Annotated in this window: 23 protein-coding genes; 19 read left to right on the top strand and 4 right to left on the bottom strand. The window is 58.7% G+C overall.

Going from position 1 to position 20,478, the window contains the following annotated elements; translation table 11 throughout:
• Positions 1-115: 115 nt before the first annotated feature.
• From HUU46_16630 to HUU46_16610, 5 genes are all read left to right on the top strand, one after another.
• Positions 116-598, top strand: coding sequence for a nucleotidyltransferase (locus HUU46_16630; GenBank protein ID NUM55273.1), 483 nt, complete (start codon positions 116-118; stop codon positions 596-598).
• The gene (locus tag HUU46_16625; GenBank protein NUM55272.1) at positions 595-909 is read left to right on the top strand and encodes a nucleotidyltransferase domain-containing protein; all 315 of its coding nucleotides are present in this window, start codon (positions 595-597) and stop codon (positions 907-909) included. Before HUU46_16630 ends, HUU46_16625 begins: the two co-directional genes overlap by 4 nt.
• Complete coding sequence (locus HUU46_16620; GenBank protein NUM55271.1) at positions 906-1,223, top strand: HEPN domain-containing protein; 318 nt, start codon at positions 906-908, stop codon at positions 1,221-1,223. The genes HUU46_16625 and HUU46_16620 overlap by 4 nt, the downstream gene beginning before the upstream one ends.
• 102 nt (positions 1,224-1,325) lie before the next feature.
• On the top strand, positions 1,326-1,919 hold the full coding sequence (gene leuD / locus HUU46_16615; GenBank protein ID NUM55270.1) for a 3-isopropylmalate dehydratase small subunit: 594 nt from the start codon (positions 1,326-1,328) through the stop codon (positions 1,917-1,919).
• A gap of 65 nt (positions 1,920-1,984) precedes the next feature.
• A complete protein-coding gene (locus tag HUU46_16610; GenBank protein NUM55269.1) occupies positions 1,985-2,320 on the top strand; it encodes a VOC family protein in 336 nt (111 codons plus the stop codon).
• 7 nt (positions 2,321-2,327) lie between these two features.
• On the opposite strand, the gene HUU46_16605 is transcribed toward HUU46_16610, so the two are convergent.
• Genes HUU46_16605 through HUU46_16595 form a run of 3 tightly spaced genes read right to left on the bottom strand, consistent with a single transcriptional unit; the run spans position 2,328 to position 4,409 of the window.
• On the bottom strand, positions 2,328-2,642 hold the full coding sequence (locus HUU46_16605; protein ID NUM55268.1) for a hypothetical protein: 315 nt from the start codon (positions 2,640-2,642) through the stop codon (positions 2,328-2,330).
• A 51-nt stretch (positions 2,643-2,693) separates the two neighbouring features.
• Complete coding sequence (locus tag HUU46_16600; GenBank protein NUM55267.1) at positions 2,694-3,323, bottom strand: hypothetical protein; 630 nt, start codon at positions 3,321-3,323, stop codon at positions 2,694-2,696.
• A 12-nt stretch (positions 3,324-3,335) separates the two neighbouring features.
• Complete coding sequence (locus HUU46_16595) at positions 3,336-4,409, bottom strand: 3-deoxy-7-phosphoheptulonate synthase (protein ID NUM55266.1); 1,074 nt, start codon at positions 4,407-4,409, stop codon at positions 3,336-3,338.
• Between the two features lie 159 nt (positions 4,410-4,568).
• On the opposite strand from HUU46_16595, the gene HUU46_16590 reads away from it, so the two are divergent.
• From HUU46_16590 to HUU46_16575, 4 genes are all read left to right on the top strand, one after another.
• Positions 4,569-6,224, top strand: a complete 1,656-nt coding sequence (locus HUU46_16590) for a hypothetical protein (protein ID NUM55265.1) — start codon at positions 4,569-4,571, stop codon at positions 6,222-6,224.
• A 129-nt stretch (positions 6,225-6,353) separates the two neighbouring features.
• On the top strand, positions 6,354-8,036 hold the full coding sequence (locus tag HUU46_16585; protein NUM55264.1) for an exo-alpha-sialidase: 1,683 nt from the start codon (positions 6,354-6,356) through the stop codon (positions 8,034-8,036).
• Positions 8,037-8,263: 227 nt separating this feature from the next.
• Positions 8,264-9,850 carry a hypothetical protein gene (locus HUU46_16580; protein NUM55263.1) on the top strand — a complete coding sequence of 529 codons (1,587 nt, stop codon included), beginning with the start codon at positions 8,264-8,266 and terminating at the stop codon, positions 9,848-9,850.
• 31 nt (positions 9,851-9,881) lie between these two features.
• Positions 9,882-11,558: an exo-alpha-sialidase gene (locus HUU46_16575; GenBank protein ID NUM55262.1), complete on the top strand. Its 1,677-nt coding sequence runs from the start codon at positions 9,882-9,884 to the stop codon at positions 11,556-11,558.
• A gap of 97 nt (positions 11,559-11,655) precedes the next feature.
• Here the strand turns inward: HUU46_16575 and HUU46_16570 are convergent, their stop codons facing one another.
• A complete protein-coding gene (locus HUU46_16570; GenBank protein ID NUM55261.1) occupies positions 11,656-12,219 on the bottom strand; it encodes a hypothetical protein in 564 nt (187 codons plus the stop codon).
• A gap of 674 nt (positions 12,220-12,893) precedes the next feature.
• Between HUU46_16570 and HUU46_16565 the strand changes: the two genes are divergently transcribed.
• The 10 genes from HUU46_16565 (at position 12,894) to HUU46_16520 (ending at position 20,333) form a co-directional block, all read left to right on the top strand.
• Complete coding sequence (locus tag HUU46_16565; GenBank protein NUM55260.1) at positions 12,894-13,850, top strand: hypothetical protein; 957 nt, start codon at positions 12,894-12,896, stop codon at positions 13,848-13,850.
• A 72-nt stretch (positions 13,851-13,922) separates the two neighbouring features.
• Complete coding sequence (locus tag HUU46_16560) at positions 13,923-14,930, top strand: PilZ domain-containing protein (GenBank protein NUM55259.1); 1,008 nt, start codon at positions 13,923-13,925, stop codon at positions 14,928-14,930.
• A gap of 65 nt (positions 14,931-14,995) precedes the next feature.
• Positions 14,996-15,925, top strand: a complete 930-nt coding sequence (locus HUU46_16555; protein ID NUM55258.1) for an HAD family phosphatase — start codon at positions 14,996-14,998, stop codon at positions 15,923-15,925.
• Between the two features lie 143 nt (positions 15,926-16,068).
• Entirely contained in the window at positions 16,069-17,142 is a 1,074-nt protein-coding gene (locus tag HUU46_16550; protein ID NUM55257.1) for a PilT/PilU family type 4a pilus ATPase, read from the top strand.
• Positions 17,143-17,419: 277 nt separating this feature from the next.
• On the top strand, positions 17,420-17,656 hold the full coding sequence (locus tag HUU46_16545) for a DUF2283 domain-containing protein (protein NUM55256.1): 237 nt from the start codon (positions 17,420-17,422) through the stop codon (positions 17,654-17,656).
• 40 nt (positions 17,657-17,696) lie between these two features.
• Entirely contained in the window at positions 17,697-17,957 is a 261-nt protein-coding gene (locus HUU46_16540; GenBank protein NUM55255.1) for a hypothetical protein, read from the top strand.
• A 118-nt stretch (positions 17,958-18,075) separates the two neighbouring features.
• Entirely contained in the window at positions 18,076-19,320 is a 1,245-nt protein-coding gene (gene ispG, locus HUU46_16535) for a flavodoxin-dependent (E)-4-hydroxy-3-methylbut-2-enyl-diphosphate synthase (protein NUM55254.1), read from the top strand.
• Between the two features lie 38 nt (positions 19,321-19,358).
• The gene (locus tag HUU46_16530) at positions 19,359-19,607 is read left to right on the top strand and encodes a type II toxin-antitoxin system prevent-host-death family antitoxin (GenBank protein NUM55253.1); all 249 of its coding nucleotides are present in this window, start codon (positions 19,359-19,361) and stop codon (positions 19,605-19,607) included.
• Complete coding sequence (locus tag HUU46_16525; GenBank protein ID NUM55252.1) at positions 19,604-20,056, top strand: type II toxin-antitoxin system VapC family toxin; 453 nt, start codon at positions 19,604-19,606, stop codon at positions 20,054-20,056. Before HUU46_16530 ends, HUU46_16525 begins: the two co-directional genes overlap by 4 nt.
• Positions 20,057-20,102: 46 nt before the next feature.
• Entirely contained in the window at positions 20,103-20,333 is a 231-nt protein-coding gene (locus tag HUU46_16520; protein NUM55251.1) for a hypothetical protein, read from the top strand.
• The last annotated feature ends 145 nt before the right edge of the window (positions 20,334-20,478 follow it).

Here is a 20,478-nt window from a genome sequence, read left to right as displayed (position 1 = left end):
TCATGGGACGAAATGGAAGAGGAAGACTTCCGTTATTGGTACTCCATGAGCCCGGACGATCGGCTCAAGGCAACAGAAGAAGCACTGGAAGTTTGCCTTAGAATTCGAGGGATGAATGGCATTCCGCGACTACGAAGAGTTCATCGCATCGTTAAACGCAAACGGCGTTCGGTATCTCATCGTGGGAGCGCACGCGCTGGCAAAGCACGTTCGTCCACGCGCAACAGAAGACCTTGATATTTGGATTGACCGCACCGAACCGAATGCACGAAAAGTTTTGGCGGCGCTGAGGCAATTCTACAAAGGAGTGGACGTATCGTATCCGGTTGAGAAGTTCATGGATCCGGAGAATATCCTGCGTTTAGGCTTCCGGCCGCGTTGTATCGAAGTATTCACCGATCTCGTAAGCCAATTGACGTTTAGACAAGCTTGGCGCAACCGAGTCGTCGGAAAACTAGATTCCGTGAACGCCAATTTCGTTGGACTTGAAGATTTGATTCAGTTGAAGACGGACAGCGGAAGGCCCCAGGACCTGGTGGACGTAGAGAAGCTTAATCGAGCACTTCGGGAAGTAAAGAAGAGCGAGAAAAGGAAATGACGCGCGAACAATTGCTGCAGCGTGTGAAGGACGCCGTGCTTGCCTTCGATGCGCATGCGAAGGTGGTCTTGTACGGCAGCCGCGCACGGGGCAATGCGGAGCCCGACTCGGATTGGGATTTCCTCGTTTTGTTGAGTGTTCCAGTGGACTGGCGGGTGAAGCGCGAGTTGCGGTGGCGCTTGTACGAACTTGAGCTAGAAGTGGGCGAAGTCATATCGACCGTGATCCATAACGAAAATGATTGGAACGACCCGCTTCGGCGCGCGATGCCGTTCCATGAGAACGTAACGCGGGAAGGCATCGCGATTTGACTGCCGAGAAGAAGGCCATTATCGAGTACCGGCTTGAGCGTGCACACGCGACGCTCGACGAAGCGCGTGTGCTCGTGGAGAACAAGAGTTGGGCAGGTTGTTTGAACCGTACTTACTATGCGTGCTTCTACGCGGTGAATGCTTTGCTGTTAGCGCACGGGCTTTCGTCCGCGAAGCACTCCGGCGTTCGCTCTTTGTTCAACAGAGATTTTGTCAATACGGGCATAGTGCCGAGAGAATGTGGCGCGCTTTACAACCATCTTTCTGCAAATCGTATGGATAGCGACTACGAAGATTTAATTGTGGTCGATTAAGAGAACGTAACAACAACCTTCCAGTCGGCGGCCGGGTTTCTTGAAGAGATTGAAAGGCTGACGCGACAAACGCTGGAAGCAGAATGAATCGGAGATAAGAGAATGCAGTCGCTTGTGAAATTAACCGGAATTGTCGCGCCGCTGGAGGCGCTGAACGTGGATACGGACCAGATCATTCCGAAGCAGTTTTTGAAGCGCATCGGACGGACGGGGTTTGACGACGCGCTGTTTTTCGATTGGCGGTTCAATGCGGACGGTTCATTGAATCCCGGCTTCGAGATGAACGCGCCGCGGTACAAGGGCGCGAGCATCTTGCTGGCGAAAGACAACTTCGGGTGCGGGTCGTCGCGCGAGCACGCGCCATGGGCGCTGCTCGACTATGGTATCCGTTGCATCCTGGCGCCGTCGTTCGCGGACATCTTCTACAACAATTGTTTCAACAACGGCATGCTGCCAATCCGGTTGCCGGAAGCGACGATCGAGCAGTTGTTCAAGGACGTGCGCGCCACGGAGGGATACCAACTCACGATCGATCTACCTAACAATAGGATCGTGACGCCGGACGGGGCGACGATTGCGTTTGAACTCGACGCGTTCAAGAAGGAATGCCTGTTGAACGGATGGGACACCGTCGGCCTCACGCTGCGCCACGAAGACAAAATCGCGGCGTATGAGAAGGAGCACGCGATCGCGTGAGCAACGCGCCGTCGAACCGCGCCGTTCTCGGCGTCGATCACGTCCAGATCACCATCCCAAAAGGTATGGAGGCGGATGGCATCGCGTTCTATTGCGGTATCCTGGGTTTGCCGCAAATTGAAAAGCCCGACGCGTTGAAGCCACGCGGCGGCTTCTGGCTCCGGGTTGGCGACCGGCAAGTTCACGTGGGGACAGAAAACGGCGTCGACCGTAGGGCGACCAAGGCGCACGTCGCCTATCGCGTCAGCAATCTGGATTACTGGCGAGAATACCTACCGAAGCACGGCGTCACGGTCGAGGAACAGGTTCCGATTCCCGGATGCAGGCGCTTCGAGTTTCGCGATCCGTTCGGGAACCGCGTTGAACTCATGCAACCCGAAGGTGCGTGTTCCACCCCATAGCGCCTGATCACGACTGAAGCGCGTGTTCCGCCATCATCGTCACGCGGAACGGAAACAACTCGCCCGTCATGATTCCCTGCCAGACGGCCGGGTCCTTGTTCATGATGTCGCGCGCAACGGGTTCCGACGGCGCTTCGATGACGCACAACGCGAACGCGCGCTCGTCCTCCAGCGTCGTGTGCCCCGCCAAAAGGACAATGCCGCGCCGGTTGAGTTCCTCCTGGTAGCGGAAGTGTTCCTCAATGACGGCTTCTTCCGCCGGTGTGGGACGGTGGAGCGCGATTTCCGCGCGGGCAGGCTTCAGTACATACACATACTGCATAGCAGCATCCCCCCAGACGCGTTACGCCACAATTGTACCATGCGCCGCCTGCTACTGGGGAGTCGTACCGGCCGTCGGCAGCAGACTGAAACGCTTCTGCCACAACGCTTCCGAATCGACCGGAAGCCAGTTATTTGCGCCCGGCGTTTTCGAGTTGCACCGCGCCAGGACGATAGTAACTTCGCCGTCATACAGAATCCCCGGCAGTTGCGTTTCGCACGTCAACGTGCCTATCCACTTTGGCTCGACCGTCCAAATGAAATGTGTCGTCGCCTGCTTCGGCGCGGCCTCGCCGGACTGCCCACTGCTCGTCGTGCACTGGATGCCGAGCAGTGCCGATTGATCGCCCGAGTTCTCCGCGTCCACCTCGATGCGTACCTGCTGCTGTTCCGGGTTCGGTACGCGCAAAGCGGTTACACGCAGCGTGCCGGACTTGTCCGCGATGCCGGACAATACCTCGTCAATAGGCGAAAATTGAGGAACAACATAGGGCCGAAAAAACGTCTGCATGCCAGCAAGCGCGACGATCAGCGCGCTGCACGTGACCCAAATCATCGGATAGCGCTTGTCCTTGGTTTTGACCCAAAGAATATATGCGGGAACGAAGGTGAGCGCACTCACGCATAGGATGAGTAGCGCAAAAAACGTAAGCAGTACAAGCAGGAGTCCGGGCGAGTACATCTCTACGGCTCGCTACTTGCTCAGCGCGGCGACTCCGCCCGCGGTGGCGAGGTTTGCGCAGGCATCGTCGAGAAGGGCTTCGGTTTGTTCCCAGCCGATGCACGAATCGGTAATGGACACGCCATATCTCAACGCGGACGGATCGCTGCCAAGCGGCTGGCTGCCCTCATTGAGGTTGCTCTCGATCATGAGACCGAGGATGTCGCCGTTTCCGTCGATGCGCTGCTGCACGACATCACGCATTACAGCGGGTTGGTTTCGATAATCCTTGTTCGAATTCGCATGGCTGCAATCCACAAGGATGTGCGGCTCGAGGTTCCGTTTCACCAGCATTGCGCGCGCCTCGGCGATGTGTTCGGGGCTGTAATTCGGACCGGAACGCCCGCCGCGCAGAATGAGTTGCCCATCCGGGTTACCCTTCGTGTTGACGATACATGTCTGCCCGTCGGCATCGATGCCCAGAAAAGCGTGCGGATGCCGCGCCGCTTCCATCGCGTCGATCGCGACCTGCAGGTTTCCATCCGTACCGTTCTTGAAGCCCACCGGCATCGAAAGACCGCTGGCCATCTGCCGGTGCGTTTGCGATTCCGTCGTGCGCGCGCCGAGCGATGCCCATGTCACTAGGTCCGCAGTGTATTGGGGCGTAATAGGGTCGAGCATTTCGGTGGCGCACGGCATGCCCATCTCGTTGATGCGCAACAGGATCTCCCGCGCCTTGTGGATGCCCGCGCTCACGTCGAATGTGCCGTCAAGATGGGGATCGTTGATGAGGCCCTTCCACCCGATTGTCGTGCGCGGCTTCTCGAAGTACACGCGCATCACAACAAGAATGCGTTCGCTGACGCGCTTCGCCACGGCCGCCAAGCGCATCGCGTACTCGATCGCGGCCTGCTCGTTGTGAATCGAACACGGTCCCACGACCGCCAACAGCCGCGTGTCTTCCCTCCGATGGATCGCGCGAATGGCCTCGCGCCCGCTCACAACGGTGTCGCACGCCTTCTCCGTCAGCGGCAGAAACTCCTTCATCTCCCGCGGCGAAATCAGGGGGGTCAGGTACCGTACATTGATGTCCTGTGTCCGTTCCATCTTGAATCCTTTTGTAAACCGTTATTATGCCATAACTTGGCGCTTTCGCTCAATTTCTGCGTGAATCCGGCTAGCCGTGCTGCCGTCGGTGCCGAGATTCACGAAATGCACAAAGGTGGTATAGTGTCGCGGGCACTGGACCGTATCTTGGAGTTTGTAATGCTGTTGTCGCGCCGTCTTGGCGTTTATGCGGGTTCCATCCTGGCTTTGATCACTCCCCCCTGTGCGCATGCCGGTCTCGGGTTCACTCCGCCGCTTCCAATCGAACTTGCGGACGACCGAGCCGACGGCGGTCCCCGGCTGGAGTACAGTCCGACCGGCACGTGGATCGCCTCCTGGCACAAGGGCGACCTCGCCGTCGAAACCGATGTGGTTCTTTCCCGATCCACGGACAACGGCGCAACCTGGTCTGAACCGCTTGCGCCGAACGCGAATCCCGATTCCGACTCGGTTGCGGATTACAGTATCCGCGTCGCCACGGATGGCGCTGGAAACTGGGTCGCCATTTGGGTGGTTGACCTCGGATTCGCGAACAACATCGCCGACGCATCCATTATGGTGTCCCGCTCGTCCGACGACGGCGTGACGTGGACCGCCCCCGCCGTGCTCAGCGCCAAGGCGGACATCTATTCGACCTTCGCATTGCTGTTCGCCGCGGGCACGCCCCTCCCCTGGCTCTCGACCGACAGAGCAGGCAACTGGCTTGCGACGTGGCGCGCTTCTGTTCCTGTGAGCGCGAGTGGCGACATCGACATCCTCGCATCCGTCTCGACGGACAACGGCGCGACGTGGAGCAATCCGGTTTCGGTCAGTCCCGCCGGAGACGATCAAGACGATGGCGGCCCGCGCGTCGCCAGCGTGGGCGTCGGAAAGTGGATGATCGTGTGGAATTATTGGGGCTTCCTTGTTTCCGAGGGGCTGGTCGCCGCGCGCTCGAACGACAACGGCGCAACCTGGGGCGCTCCGAAAACGATTATCGAGTACGACAACGCCGACGACGTCCGCCACAGCATTTCCCGCATCGAGACAGACGGCGACGGAACGTGGCTCGGAATCGGCGATTACACCTCGTGGGACTTCAGCGGCACTTTTCCGGTCAACACCACCGACAGCGACCTGTTCATCATCCGCTCGGAAGACAACGGAAAGACATGGACAGTTCCCAAGGCGCTTAATCCCGACGCGGCAATCGATACGCGCAACGACGCGTTACCCGTCCTCACGACCGACCAAAACGGCAATTGGCTCGCCGCGTGGACGTCCGGCGAACCCGCCAAAGCGGAACCGGACTCGGACATCACCGCGTGCTTCTCTACCGACAATGGGGAGACTTGGACTCCCGTCGTCGCGCTCAACACCAACGCGCACAAGGACAGCGTGAACGACGCGTTTCCCGGTATCAAAACAGACGGGAACGGCAATTGGGTCGCGGTTTGGCTGTCCAACTACGTTTTGCCGGGCGAACCCGGCGAAGAGAATTCGGACATCTACTTCGCGACAAGCACGCTCACCATCGGCGACAATATTATCGTGCTCTCACCCAATGGCGGCGAGCGGTACAACGCCGGCGACAACGTCCCCATCCATTGGCTCTCGATCGGGAACACCGGCGGCGCTGTCCACATTAACCTCGTTCAAGACGGCAAATCGGTCGCGAAAATAAAACGTAACGCCCTGAACGACGGATTGTACCGGTGGAACATTCCGTCAACTATCGACCCCGGCAAGGGTTACAAAATCAAGATCAAGTCGGTCGACACTCCATCGATGAAAGACTCGAGCGACAGTCGTTTCCGGGTAGACGCGCCCGAGTAGCTGCAAAAAGTACGGAACCCGCAACGCTATCCTATTGACGCGCCGCACCCACAATGCTATAAGGTACCCGCTGTCTTGGTGCGCGGCGGTTCATGCGGGGTTCGCGGATTCTCTTGGGGGGAGGTCAGCATGCTCGGTCGGCCCCGCAACGTGCACGTCCTTGTGCTCATCCCATTCGTCACATTCGGAGGATTCCCGCAACAGGCTCTCGCCGTGCTCGGTTTCTCCGAACCCGTGGCGCTCAACTCGACCGCTGGCGGCGATGGCACTGCCGCCGACAACACACCCGATATCGCATCCGACGGGAACGGGAATTGGGTCGCGGTGTGGAGTTCATTTAATTCGCTCGGCAACACAATCGGAACCGATTCGGATATTTTGGTGAGCACGTCAACCGACAACGGCTCGACTTGGTCCGCGACAGAGCCATTGAACTCGAACGCAGCCGATGACGCCGGCAGCGACAGCAATCCCGTTGTCGCAACCAATGGGGCCGGCGTGTGGATCGCAACCTGGGTGACAACGGACAGCTTTGAAGACACGATAGGCACCGACGGGAATATTCTATTCTCGCGTTCCCTGGACAACGGCGCCACCTGGAGCGAGGTCGAGTTCCTCAATTCGAACGCAGACTCCGACACCGGCGCGGACGCCATGCCGTGCATCGCAAACGATGGTGGCTTGAACTGGATCATTGCCTGGCATTCAAACGATACCCTGGGCAACACCGTCGGACCGGACAACGACATCCTCTTCTCGCGATCGTCCGACGGCGGCGTGACGTGGACAAACGTCGCCACGCTGAATTCCAACGCGGGTACGGACATCGGGCTCGACGCGAACGTAAGCGTCGCGACCGACAAGGCCGGCAATTGGATTGCCGTGTGGGAAACGAACGATCCCTTCGGCAACACTGTCGGCACCGACTACGACATCTTTTTCGCACGCTCGAGCAATAACGGCCAAACATGGAGCGCGATGGCGCCGCTGAACTCAAACGCGGCCGGCGATACGGGTAACGACCGGTCCCCGCGCGTCGCCGCCGACACGGCGGGAAACTGCGTCGCCGTGTGGCACTCGAACGACACACTCGGCGGAACCGTGGGCTCGGACAACGACATCTTTACCACGTCGTCGAGCGACAGCGGCGCGACCTGGGAGCCCGTCAAAGCGCTCAACCCGAACGCGGATGCCGACACCGTCGCCGACCTGAATGCAAGTGTAGTAAGCGATAATGCAGGCAACTGGCTTGTCGTGTGGCACGGACTACAAACCGCGCGCGGCGGCGATTACGATGTCTTCGCGTCGGCGTCATCGAATGATGGAGCGGCGTGGAGCGAAGTAGCGGTGCTCTACCAGGGCGCGGAAGCGGACATTGGAAACGACCGCTTTGCGCGCACCGCGACCGACGGCGCGGGCAATTGGGCCGTGGTTTGGGAGTCGACCAACTCCCTGGGCAACACCATCGGCGCGGACAACGACATCCTCATTTCGATTAGCGACGCCGTCTCCGTAAATGGCCTTACCCTGCTCGCGCCCAATGGCGGCGAACGATGGAAGCACGATACGAAGCGGAAGATCCTGTGGTCGACGACGGGAAACGTCGGCGAGCGGGTCCAACTCATTCTCCTCCGCAATGGACTCTTCGTGTCCCAAATCAAGGCAAAGACCAAGAACGACGGAAAACTGAACTGGCTGGTTCCCGCCAACGCCGCCCCGGGTAGTGGATACCAGATACGCATCGTCTCGAAGGACGACCCAAACATCTCCGACGAGAGCGACGCATCCTTCCGGATCAAATCCGCCGAATAGTTCCCGACAAGTACATCAATATAGACCATAGACACGACTCCGTCTGTGGCACAAATTGCGGGATTGTGTGTTAAACTCCCGGTGCGCCTTTCCCAAGGGGTTGGGGTGCGGCTGCAAGCTTCGCCGGGATGCACGGCAATCTGGTTGTAATCCGTAGTGCAACAAAGGAGTGGATATCCATGTGTCGTCGTTTCTCGCATTCTCAATGTGTGCTTTGGTGCCTGATAGTGATAGCCTTTTGCCCACCCGGCACACCCGCCTTCGCCGATTCCTCGTTTGGCGACCCCGCCCCGGTGAACACGAACGCCGACTCCGACGTTGAACTGGACGGAAACCCGTCCGTGGCGAGCGACGGCGCGGGCAACCTCGTCACTGTGTGGACGTCAGTCAACCTGCAGGATAACGGCATCGGAAACGATGGCGACATCTTTGCGGCGTACTCATCCGACGGCGGCGCGAATTGGAGCGACCCCATCGCCATTACCACGGACGATGCGGCCGACCAAGGCCCCGCTGTTGCAACCGACGGAGCGGGCAACTGGGTCGTCGCCTGGTCATCGGACAATGACCTGGGCGGAGTCATCGGAATCGACTACGATATTCTCTTTTCGCGATCGACTGATAACGGCCAGACGTGGTCCGCGCCCACGTTCCTGAACTCGCTCGCTCCAACCAGCAACGCGGGTGACTTCGATATCACCGTTGTAGCAGGCGGTCCCGACTTGTTCATCGCGGCGTGGAGTTCCAACGCAAATGTAGGCACAGGCACCGACAACGAAATTCACTACTCCCGCTCAAAAAACGGCGGCGGCTCGTGGAGCGACGAAGCTGCGCTCAATCCCGATGCCAGTTCCGACGCTACGAAATACGACCAAATGCCGGCCCTCGCATCGGATGGCGCCGGCAACTGGGTCGCGCTTTGGCTTGGCGATGGGCAGGACTCCATCTACGACGTGCTTTCGGCGCGTTCGACAAACGACGGCAAGTCATGGAAAAACCAGACAACTGCCGGTTCCGGCTCGGGCAAACCAAGTATCACCACTGACGAACTCGGAAACTGGGCCGCCGTGTGGCACCTGCTTGATCCGGCAAAAGGGCTCGCCGACGACGACAACGACATTGTCGTCGCGCGCTCCACGGACAACGGCGATTCGTGGTCTACACCGGACTTCGTCAACTCCGAAGCCGATTCCGACGCGCACAACGACTACAAGCCATCCATCGCGACGGACGCGAACGGCAGATGGATTGCCGTATGGGCATCGACGAATCCCTTGAACGGCGACCCCGCCGCAGACTTCGATATCCACACCGCCCGTTCCACGGACAACGGCGCGACCTGGACCAATACCAAGCAACTGCACAACAACGCGGCGACCGACCTCGGCTCTGACACCAACCCCGTTATCGTGAATAAGGGTGACGACGACTGGTTTGTCGGCTGGGAGTCGTACGAACCGTTCACCGATCTCGGCAGTGACGCGGACATCCTATCCGTACGCGCGTTCCCGTCCACCTACACCATTACAAACCCGAACGGCGGCGAAGAATGGAAGATCGGTAAGAAAGGCACCATCCAGTGGGATTCGTCGGAGAGCCTCGGCAAGGTGAAACTCATCCTGCTGAAGGGTGGCGTCGAGATCACGACCATCAAGAGCAAGACCAAGGATAAGGGCGAATTCAAGTGGGAAGTTCCCGCCGGAGTCGGCACGGGCAACAACTTCCGCGTCCGCATCGAGCAAAAAAACGATAGCAACAACGCAGACGAAAGTGATGCCAATTTCACTATCAAATCTGGCAAGTCAGCGAAATAGCGCGCTCATGCCACGAAGGAGTCCCAAAACTATGAAGGTACTATCCGGAAGGTTTCGGACATTATGTCTGATATCCGGCATTTGTGCGCTCCTCGCGCCGCACGCTATCGCCGCGTTCGGTTTCTCTCCTTCTGCGCCGCTCAATTCCGACGCCGCAACCGACGACAATGCCGCCGACGAGGAGGTGTCGATTGCCGCTGACGGTAGCGGCACGTGGATTGCCGTTTGGAATTCGAATCACACGCTGGGCGGCACAATCGATGACCTTTACCACATCTTCTTCGCGCGCTCGACGGACAACGGCGCCAACTGGAGCGACAATGCACTGCTCAACAGTGCGGATGGCGGCGCCCGAGTCGTCGGTTTTCAACCGCGGGTCGCCGGCGATGGCAAAGGCAACTGGGTGTGCGTGTGGTACGCCGGTAAGAACATTGCAGGCAACGGAACGGACAACGATATTTTTGCCGCCTATTCGACGGATGACGGACAGACCTGGTCCGATACCGTCATTGTCAACTCGAACGCGACGACCGACGGCAGTTCCAAAGACGAATACGTGTCCGTTGTCACGGACGGCAAGGGGCATTGGACTTGCGTTTGGCATTCCAACAACGATCTCGGCACGGACGAAATCGGTGATTACGACATCCTGACGTCCCGATCGTCCGACAACGGCGCGACATGGAGTGCTGTGCAGGCGCTCAACAGCGACGCCGCGACGGATACCACGTACGACCAGGATCCACGCATCGAAACCGATCGTGCAGGGACATGGATCGCCGTCTGGGAATCCGAAAACGAACTAGATGACAAGGTCGGCGGTGACGGCGACCTGCTCTACGCCATTTCCACGAACAATGGCCAGACGTGGACCGAAAACGCGGCCTTAAACGCCGATGCCGCAGTCGACTTTGGATACGAAACGTTCCCATCCATCGCAACCGACCGGCTCGGCAATTGGGTCGTCGTTTGGGAAGGCAACATTACGATCGGCGGTATGGCGAGTTCGGACTACGAGGCCATGTCCGCCTACTCAACCGATAATGGCGCCACGTGGTCCATGCCAACCGCCATCAATAACGACGCCCTCACTGACGACAACTACGACAGCGAGCCGAAAGTGCAAACCGACGGTTTCGGGACATGGATCGCTGTGTGGCGCAAGGACGGCGATGATGAAAGCCCCTTTGGAGACGACCAGGATATCGTTGCGTCCAAATCTACCGACAACGGCAAGACCTGGACTGACTTCGACGCGCTGAATGCGAGTATGACAACCGACACCGGTGGCGACGTCTTCAGCGTTCTGGATACCGACCGCGACGGTCATTGGATCGCGGCATGGCGCTCCAACGACTCCTTGGGCGATACGATCGGCACCGATTCCGACATTCTCACGGCCAACCTCACCATTGATGTCCCAACGATTATGGTCACCAAACCCAACGGCGGCGAAAGGTGGAATATCGGCGACAAAGAAACCGTCGAGTGGGAATCCACCGGCGACGCCGGCAACAAGGTCGTCATCGAGTTGCTCAAGGGATCGAACGTCGTCGAGACGATCGACAACAGCACGAAAAACGACGGCAAACAAAAGTGGACCGTGCCAAAATCGGTCGACACGGGCAACGGCTACAAGGTCCGCGTCTACTCGAAATCCAACTCGAATATCTCCGACGAAAGCGACGACAAATTCAAGATAAAATGACCGAAAAGCGCGGCAGGCGCGCCTCGCGCCCAAGATTGGGTCCGGGGCGCGCCTACATGCGACAACTACTGGTATCCGAAATTCGGCAGTCCAGTGCTCACGGTCCAGCGAAGACGTTCTGCTCGATATACGGCAGCAACAGCATCGGCGCGGAGGGATCCGACGGATCGACCTGCAAGGTCGCCAGTACCGAGCGAAATTCCGGCATTCGAATGTCCTGGACGGCAGGCAGCTTCAACTGGATGATGATCCCGAGCATCGCCATATTGCCCACTGGTTCCCCGATTATCTCGCGTCCCGCGCCGTCGTCGAAGACGATTTCCGTGTCAGTTATCGCAATGTCGAAGAACACATCAAAAAAGGAGCTTGCCTTGGCCGAGGCCGTGGTTGGGGCCTCGTAGTTCTTTCTAAAGAGCACCTTGCCGTCTCCGCCAACGATCGTGACGCGCGCCGCTGCCCGCTGCACGGCAGGAAGCAGCAACATCGACGATGCGGTGTCACCGGTCATCAATGTGATCGGGCCGTTGCTGATGACACGAACGCTTCCATCCCCAAATGCCGCCTCTGTTCGCTGGCCCGGCCAGAACAGCGGCAGCGCCGATGCCGCAACAACGACGCAAACCCCAAATCCCAGACTACTTCGCTTTGCGTACCCTGCCATGTTCACGTCCTCCCTAAGTTCACCCTTGCGGTTGCGCGTCACACCGCGCGGAAATCGAAAAACCTCGCATTGGCAATCGATACGAATTCCACCAGCAGACTACTTACCGACTCGAAGATTAGACATTTCTTGCGTAGATTCGTTACCCGGTTACAGCAGACCGGTTAAATCGCTCAACACGCCCAATTCGTACGAGAGGACTTGAAACGAGTAGTAGACCGTAAAAACAGTGTACACCAGTATTCCCGCTGTGTACGCGAATTTCATCGCTCGGTTCATTCTCGCCGAATACCAAACCAACGGAAGGGCGAAGGGGCCCAATACGAACAGGGCCAGGATCGCAACCCAGACCGGGTCGTGATACCAGGCGAGGCCGAGTTTCTGACGGTTTCCGCAATAGGGGCAGTACGCGAACGCAGGATCGATGTGCCGCCCGCATTTTCGGCATAGCGCGATTCTTGGCCTCGCCGCAGCCGATGGGACCGGGGGCGGTGAACTCCCGGTACTGGTGTTACCGTCCAAATTGGGTTTCCTCGAACGCCGGTGGTCTCGCGCACATTCTCGACACGCCGCAGTTCGTGTTCAAATGTTCGTGCGATCCGCCCGAAATATGACAAGGTCTTGTGTCCTTCAAACCCAGTGCGCTACACTCGCGGCGACGGAGGGAACACACGATGAAGAAGGCACTCGCCGTTGTTACGCTGGGGTTAATCGTTATGCCGGGTTGTGCTCGCCATGTGGGCCGCGTGCCCCACGGCGCCATTGCGGTCATCGGCCACCGCGGCGCCGCTGCCTATGCGCCGGAAAACACCATGGCCTCGTTCATGAAGGCGGAGGAGGCGAACGCCGACTGGTTCGAGCTTGACGTCCGCCTGTCGAACGACGGCGAAGTCGTCGTCATGCACGACGAAACCGTGAACCGCACCACGAACGGCACGGGCTATGTCCGCGACCTGAAACTCTACGATCTGAAACAACTCGACGCCGGCGCGTGGAAAGCGCCTGAGTTCGCGGGCGAACGGATTCCCACGCTCGGGCAATGCCTCGACTACGCAAAGTACAAAATCGGCGTCTACGTCGAAATCAAGAGCTGCGACGACGACTCGGAACTCCTCGCGAACGTGCTGCAACGCGCTGAAGGGTTGAAGGAGGCCGACGACGCATTCTACCGCGACCTTATCGAAATGGCGGAAAAGGACGAGACGCAAAATCTCGTCCTCGCGCGCAAGGTCATCAATCTCGTGCGGCGAAAGATCATGCGCAAGCACGTGACTATTCAATCGTTCTCGCCGCTCGTGTGCGGCTTTGTCCGCGCCGAAGCGCCGGAACTCCGCGTCGAACTCCTGGCCCACGTGGATCAGGACAGCGAGATGACCTGGGAAGAGTGCGAGCGTTGGGCCTTCCTGATGCGCGTCCACGGGTTCAACCCGAACTTCCAGGCGCTCACCGAAGGCCGCCTCGAATCGCTCCAGGAAGCCGGGCTTACCGTGAGCACCTACACCGTGAACGAACTCGAAGACATGAAACGGCTCGTCGCGTGGGGAGTCGACGGCATTATCTCCGACAAGCCCGACCTCGCGCTCAGCCAATCCAAAACGGTCAATCGCGCCGGCGGCCCAAAGAAACAGTAGTCGAACGAGGTGTCCCGTCGTCACACCGATGGGTTTACGTTCGCACGATGATTGGGACAAGTTTTGCCGGATTTGGACGACATAGAACGCTGCCTCGAAGTGGGCCGGCCCGCCGTCCTTTCCATCACTGCGTGGCGCGGCGGCGAACGGTCCGCCCGCGCGATTATCCGTGGATGGCAGCGTGGTTCCTATGTGCTGCTCGATATCCCGGACGAATCCGGACTGGGTGTCGGTCCACGCGTAGGCGATCCGTGCAAGCTGCGCTTCCTCGCTGACGGCGATGCCTGCGGCCTCGATGCGACAATGATCGACCTCGGCAGCGGCAGCCACTTCAGCTACGTGAAGGTCGCGTGGCCCCACGCTGTAACAATGACGCGCGTGCGCAAACACCAACGCGTCCACGTCCACATCCCATGCAAAGTGCAGGTTGAGACCGGACTCCCACTGGAAGGTGAAATCCACGACATGAGTGCGGGCGGCTGCCGTGTCGCGCTTGATCGGCCATTGCCGCAACACACGAACGTCACCATCGAGTTCGTTCTTCCCGGCAACGCGTCTCCGATCGCTGCAAAGGCGGAAACCTGCGCCGTCGGCGCCTTCCCTGGCGGCGCATGGCTCGGCTGCAAGTTCGTCGACATTGCGGATGATGTGCGCTACGCTATCGATTTCTTCGTCGCGACCTCCGCAGCGAACCTCCGCATTGGCTCACAGCTTTCGAATCGAATTCTGCTGATTTACCCCGACCTCGCGCAGGCGGCCCCGCTCAAACAGGCTCTGGCATCCCAGGGCTACGACGTGACCTCCGCTCCCAACTTGATTGACGGCTTCTTCTGGTTGCGCGCGAGTTCGCCGTCACTCCTTCTAATGCACGCGGAACCTATGCCGTTTCGCGGACTCGATGCAGTAAAGTCGATTCGCGCAATTCCCGCATTCGAAAACCTGCCCATAATCTTGTTCGGCGGTTCACAAAACGACCGGAACGAGGCAATGCACGCGGGCGTTACGCAATACCTGCCGTCCTCGGCACAGGTGCAAGAATTGGTGACCGCAGTGACCTCCGCACTGGCCGTCTCGACGTAAAGCGCTTCCACGTGTCGAACCCGATTGTGCTACCCGGTATCGGTCCGTGCGCCGCGGATTCCGGCATGGTCCCGTTACAGCGCTGCAGCGACGGATTGTTCGTCACTGGAAATGACGGTGTCACAACGATCGCCGCGACCGGCGATCGCAAGGTCGAATTCATTGCGTTCGCGGACCGGACCATCGCGTACGTAAAGTCCGCGCTCGGCTACCCCGCCTACTACCCCGTCTACCCCGTCCGCATCGATACGCCCGTCCGCGCGGTACTCATGGACCTCGACGGCACAAGCGTCCATAGCGAGTCGTTTTGGGTTTGGATTATCCAGCTCAGCATCGCCAGCTTGCTGGGAAACCCGCGGTTTGAACTGGAAGAATCCGATCTCCCCCACGTCTCCGGCCACAGTGTTTCCGAACACCTCCAGTACTGCATCGATAAGTACTGCCCGGGATTGACCGTGGAAAACGCGCGCCGGTTCTACTTCGAGCACACCGATCGCGAGATGCAAGCCATACTCGAAGGCCGCGGTAAAGAAGGCGCATTCACTCCGACCCCCGGACTGAAGGAATTCCTCCTCGAACTCAAAGCCCGCAACATCAAGATCGGCCTCGTCACCTCCGGTCTGTATCAAAAGGCGTGGCCGGAAATCGTCTCTGCGTTTCAAACACTTGACCTCGGTGACCCCAAGGAATTCTACGACGCGATAGTCACTGCCGGCTTCGCCATCCGCAAAGGCGAAGTAGGCACGCTCGGCGAATTGTCTCCCAAGCCGCATCCCTGGCTCTATGCCGAAGCCGCGCGCGTCGGACTCGGCATCGACTTCGCGCAGCGCCACCACGTCGTCGGAATCGAAGACAGCGGCGCGGGCGTATGCTCAATCCGTCTCGCGGGCTTCGCTCCCATCGGCGTCGCCGGCGGAAACATCAACGAAAGCGGTACCCGGGCCCTCTGCACACATTTCGCCGAACGCTTCGACGACGTTTTGTCCTTTCTCTAAATCGTACGGTACGCGTCCTGCGCCCGCACTTCCCAACGGCCTCGCTCCCACGTTGCCTCGTCATTCTTGCTCGCACACGCGCGACTCGTTAGGATTACCCACGACAGGAGATTTGACCAAGCTACAATCGCGGGGACCGATTCATGCACATCCACGAGCTGATGCACCAGGCCATCGAAAATCGGGCATCGGACATTCACCTGAAGACCGGCAACCCACCCGTGTTCCGAGTGGACGGCGACCTCGTGCGGCAATCCGGCGTCATTCTCAACGAAGACGACATCATGGGCATGCTCGTGAACATCGCCAAGCCCACCGACGTCGAAAAATACAAGAAGGTAATGGAACTCGACATCTCGTACATGTTCGAGGAAAAGGCGCGGTTTCGCGTGAACGTGTGCCGCGACGACGGCGACACGCGCATCGTGCTCCGTCTGATTCCCATGCAAATCAAGACCATCGACGAACTCGGCCTGCCGCAGGTGTTGCACAAAGTCTGTCTGAATATGAACGGTCTCGTGCTCGTCACCGGCGTCACCGGCAGCGGTAAATCCACGACCCTCGCCGCAATCATCAACGAGATCAACGAGAAGCGTCCCGTGCACGTTGTCACCGTCGAAGACCCCGTCGAATTCCTCCACCAGGACAAGACCGCCATCATCACGCAGCGCGAAGTTGGCCACGACACGCTCTCGTTCGCGAACGCGCTCCGCGGCGCGCTGCGCCAGGACCCCGATGTAATCCTCATCGGCGAAATGCGCGACGCCGAAACCGTGCGCACCGCTATCGCGTCCGCCGAGACCGGCCACCTCGTCTTCTCGACGCTGCACACCGTCGACGCGATCGAAACGCTCAACCGAATTCTCGACTTCTTCGAGCCGCACCAGCAACTTCAGATTCGCAAGCAACTCGCGAGCGTCCTTCGCGCCGTCATTTCTCAACGCCTGCTGCCCTTAAAGGAGGGGCAAGGCCGTTGCGTCGCCGCGGAAATCCTGATCGGCAACCGAACCGTGCGCGATTTTATCGATCAGGCAAAGAGCTTCAAGGAAATCACCAAACTCATCGAAGAAGGCCAGGAACAATACGGCATGCAGACCTTTGATCAGGCCCTCTTCGACCTTTGGAAATCCGGCCGCGTCTCCGCCGAAACCGCCATCTTCAACTCCACCAGCCCACGCGACCTAAAGCTGAAAATGCAGGGGTTGCGCTCAGGATAAGCACAACGCACGTACGCGATGATTACCTGGACCCGCTACATGCTTCGAAAGTCCCAGCTTCGCGGTTTCGCGCTTGCTGGAATCGAGGAAGTCGTGCGATACTCTGGGGAGCGATATAGGGACACAATTACAGGCCGTCGAATCGCAATCGGCCGAATCCGCGGTTTGTTGGTGCTCGTCGCCTACGAACGGCACGGTGAGGAAATGATACCGGTTACAGTCCACGAAACGACACGCCAACAAATAAATGAGCGGCTTCGTTTTGGGAGGTTCGTTCATGAGTGAATTTCATATGGAATACTTCGACAAGGAGGATGTTCTGCTCCTTGTATTGTCGGAAGATCCGGAGATGCAAAGTATCGAGCTATTCCCGAACGTCACCGCAGAACTCAACGAGAAAGGCGAGCTAATAGGAATCGAAATCCTGGAGGCTAGCAAATTCTTCCGCGATTACGTGCTGGAGTCCATGCAGGCGAAATTGCTGGGACTTCAAACTGCTGGCAAACCGGTCTAATGTCGAGTATCTTCCAGCACGTATGCCTAGAGGAGCCGAAATGTTGACCGCCGACCGAAAAGTGCCGAGCATGGTATGGTCGATGTTGCTGGCAAATCTTGTGCTGTTAATTGCATCGTTCTGTAGTCCGGTGCAAATGTGGACTGCTTCCTGCTCTGTTAGCGCGTCAGCGACGGTGATCGGGGTCGCTACATCATTTCGTAAGAATCCTGAAGACGTCTTGCCGCGCGCAGGCATGGTGACTCTCTTTGGATTGTTTGCGGCTTTCGCGCTATGCCCATTTCTGGCTTATTTTGATTGACCGCCGCCCGCTATCTGTAAAGTCCGCTTCGCACGGATGAATGTCAATTTGATATGATGGCGACGTGTCAAGATATGCCTTTGTAACGCTTCCATCGCACAATGTCAGAGTCCGTCAAATGATTCTCGCCCCTAGACGACATACGCGCGCCGTCATTGTCGGCGACGTACAGGTTGGCGGCGGCGCGCCCGTTGTTGTCCAGTCGATGACAAACACGGAGACTTCCGACGCGAAGGCGACCGCCGATCAGATCACCGCGCTCGCCAACGCCGGGTCGGAATTGGTTCGGATCACCGTCAACACCGATGAAGCCGCCGCGGCCGTCCCCGAAATTCGCCGGCGCGTGCGCGACGCGGGCGTAACCGCGCCGATTATCGGCGACTTCCATTTCAACGGCCACAAGCTGCTGACGGACCACCCCGATTGCGCCGCGGCGCTCGACAAGTACCGCATCAACCCTGGCAACGTGGGGCGCGGCTCAAAGCGGGACATCCAATTCTCAACCATCTGCAAAGTTGCCGTCGACAACAACAAGCCCGTCCGTATCGGCGTAAACGTCGGATCGCTCAATCAAGAACTCGTGATGCGGAAGATGCAAGAGAACACCGACCGCGATCTCGGCCTTGATTCAGAGGAAATCATCAACGAGTGCATGGTCATTTCCGCGCTGCAATCGACGGACCTCGCGCTGGAATGCGGCCTGCGGCAAGACCAGATCATCATTTCGTGCAAGAGCTCGACGCCACTGCACCTCATCGAGGTGTACCGCGACCTTTCGTCAAAGACTGACCAGCCGTTGCATCTCGGCCTTACCGAGGCCGGAATGGGTATCAAGGGCGTTGCGTGGTCCGCATCGGTATTGGGCGTGCTGCTATCCGAAGGCATCGGCGACACGATTCGCGTATCGCTCACGCCGCGGCCCGGCGGCGACCGGTGCGAAGAAGTATACGCGGCGTGCGAAATCCTCCAATCGCTTGGCCTGCGCTCGTTCGCGCCGAGCATCACGGCGTGCCCAGGCTGCGGCCGCACGACCAGCACGGTCTTCCAGGAGCTGGCTGAACAGACGCAAGCCTACGTCCGCGACAAGATGCCGGAGTGGAAACAGAAGTACCACGGCTTCGAAGAACTAAAACTCGCCGTGATGGGCTGCGTCGTCAACGGCCCCGGCGAATCCAAGGCCGCGAACATCGGCATCTCCTTGCCAGGTACCGGCGAGGCGCCAAGCTGCCCGGTCTACGTCGACGGCCAGAAATTCAAGACCCTGACCGGTACGCCCGACCAATTGGCCGTCGAGTTTCGGCAGATTATCGACGCGTATGTGGAAGCAAAGTACGCGAAGTCCGAGATGGCGACCGTGGTATGATCCCCTCGCACTGACGACGTGTAGCCGGAGGACGCCCCGTGATCGTTGTAAGCGCGACTGAGGCCCAATCCAACTTGCCGGAACTATTAGAGCGGGTTGCTCACGGAGAAGAGATTACGATCGAAGAAAAGGGCGCCGCCGTGGCAAAACTCGTTCGAGCTGACGTGAGCATCCAAAGTGCCGATGCCATTGCATCTGCCATCGCCGAATTGCGGGTTTTCTGCAGTCGACACACGACCGGCGGCAGCACTATCCGAGAGATGATCGAGGAAGGAAGGCGTCTGTGACGGGATTTGTTCTCGATTGTTCCGTCACGATGGCATGGTGTTTCAGCGACGAGTTCAATGACTACGCGTCCTCGGTACAGGATGCGCTTCAACACACTCAGGCGAGAGTACCTGCGATCTGGTATTTCGAAGTAGCGAATGTCTTAGTCGTAGGTGAACGGCGTGCCCGGTTGACGGCGGAGGACTCTGTCGCATTCTTATCCCTCGTGGCCAGGTTGCCAATCGAGATCGTCCCGCCCGAAACCGCCGATGGTATGTCCAATACTTTGGCTATAGCGAAACAGACTGGGTTTTCCGCTTACGATTCCGCCTACATCGACTTGGCAACGCGAGAAAACGTGCCTCTGGCTACGCTCGACAAATCGGTCGCCGCTGCTGCCCAAGCCTTCGGGGTTCAATTGTTCGACCCGATGCATAGGCCTGATCGTGCGAATGGCGGGAATGAATAGACGGAAAAGCATGTAGGTTACCGACAGGAAACAACTGGACTGTGGCATGACACCCAAAACGCTCATCAAAGTCATCGGCGTGCTGCTCATCGCCGCGGGTATACTGGGCCTTGTATATGACACCTTCAGCTACACCGAATCGACACACGAGGCGCAGCTTGGGCCGCTAGAGTTTCAGGTCAAGGAAAAGAAAACCGTCACCGTGCCCCAGTGGGTGGGCATCGCCGCCATCATCGTTGGCGCGGGATTATTGGTCGTGCCGATGAAGTCCGGCTAGTCAACCAAGCAAGCGCCCCATCCCGGTCGGCGCACCTCATTTGTCCGCCCTGTCGCGGGTCCGAATCATTGCACGTGTGCGCATTCACGCCTGCCATTCCGACAGTCCTGCTTGTTTTCCCCCTCCCCTTCCCTTTCACTTCTGC

It is taken from the genome of Candidatus Hydrogenedentota bacterium (assembly GCA_013359265.1).
Classification (GTDB): Bacteria; Hydrogenedentota; Hydrogenedentia; order Hydrogenedentales; family SLHB01; genus JABWCD01.
The sequence above is the reverse complement of the archived record's forward strand: the minus strand, read 5'-3'. Positions and strand labels throughout refer to the sequence as shown.